The sequence below is a fragment of the Endozoicomonas sp. SESOKO2 genome, from assembly GCF_024606245.1.
GTDB lineage: Bacteria > Pseudomonadota > Gammaproteobacteria > Pseudomonadales > Endozoicomonadaceae > Endozoicomonas_A.
In genome coordinates this window covers 1-1,656 of the sequence record NZ_JAHHPQ010000216.1, presented here as the reverse complement: position 1 = coordinate 1,656, position 1,656 = coordinate 1, and the positions used below count along the sequence as shown (strand labels likewise).

Annotated in this window: 1 protein-coding gene; it reads right to left on the bottom strand. The window is 40.8% G+C overall.

Annotated elements, in window-relative coordinates; translation table 11 throughout:
- Positions 1–484: 484 nt before the first annotated feature.
- Positions 485–1,656: hypothetical protein (locus tag KDK17_RS05115; RefSeq protein ID WP_257287505.1), on the bottom strand; the 1,172-nt coding region annotated here is incomplete at its 5' end.

Genomic DNA, 1,656 nt, shown 5'->3' with positions numbered 1-1,656 from the left:
TAAAAAAAAAGGAGTAGCTTTTGGCCAGCTCATCACCTGAATTAAAAAGGATATCGTTGGTGTTATTGCGCCGTAGAAAATCAAAATCTTCTTTTTGGTAACTGCTGGCAATTCTCGGCAAGAACAGCATTATTATCACTAATAGTTGCACCAGAAAAAAATAATTAACTCTTCTCATAGATGGATTCCCTCGATACCGGCAATGAATTTACATAATCACCAGTACCGATGCAAAACACTTTGAAAGCCAGCACCTCACCTATGTAAATGACGGTGTTGGCCGTTTAACCGGCAGTTAAGTAATGAATGACATCAACAGCCTCTGCCGGGATATTTCAAGGATAGACCGTAGGGTTGCAGATGCAGCTTTATAATGAGCCTTTGTCAGTGCCAGCACCTATAGCAACGATGCTTATCCTGGGTGGCTGACTGAGAATAGTGTCCATCCAGGCGACCCCGTCCAGACAACCCCGAAGCGAGGACGCTATTCCCAGTCAGGCTCCAGAGGATAGGTCATCTGAATCAGATAATCATATATTTGATGGAGTGTTAAATAAGGGCGCGTCCAATGACCCCAACCTATTTTACTCAATGTTTCGTCTACTGGAGTGCCATTATCAACAAATTTGGCATAGCTATTGATCAGGGCGAACAGCGATGCGACCAGCCCTATTTTCAGTACTGTAACTGAGTGGGCGTTTTCATTGCCATCTGTTGACACTAATCCGTTGATGGATACAGCCAGAGCTCCACCCATGATGAGCATTGCGGATACGCCGACCAGGACTCCCATCCCGATTATGGCTCGAAGACTCAGTGCGGTTTCGCTTGTGTCTAGCTCATTAGCGGCTTCAAAAAAGAAAGCGCCTCTGCTCAATGCTCCGATTATGTTTCCGGCAAAAGCACCCAAGAAGGCTGAGCATCCGATTTCCACGCTTTCGTTTTGGGTTATGACTCTATATTCGAGTGCAACATCGAATGTGATTACGACTACAACCAAGGCAATTGATAAGTTACTTGTCAGGAAAGCTTTGTTAAAGTTGTAAAGAAGAGTAGATGAAGCAAAGATAGAGTCAGATATTGTGTGGGTAGACACATATAAAATTGATAAGAAAGCAATACAACTTAAAGTTCTTTTAAAAGCATCAGGATTATTGAATTTCAAAAATTCATATACATTGAGCCCTAACAAGACGTTGATTGACATCAACTTAAGAAACACTTCAAAAAATTCATAATGAGCACAAATATTCTCTATTTTAATATTAGCGATATCAATAGTAAATTTAGACAACACATCTATTATGGTACCCGTCATAGCTTGAACAATAAGATGCAGAAAAATCAGGGATTCTACGGTTATTTCTCTTTCAATGATCGCTGCTCCCCATATGACAGTGGATAGAATACCACTCGTTGATAAAAGCCTTTCCAAAACCGGTTGTTTTGGCCATGAGCTGTAGGTTTCTTTGAGGGCAATTGAACCAACTGTCATCAACGATGCCATCTCAATTAACTCGCGATAGTTTCCATTTAACGGTGATTGGGGATATAATTTATACCTGATCAGACTTAAAGACCAATAGTTCACTTCAAATTTTAGAATGGTAGATAAAAAAAAAGGAGTAGCTTTTGGCCAGCTCATCACCTGAATTA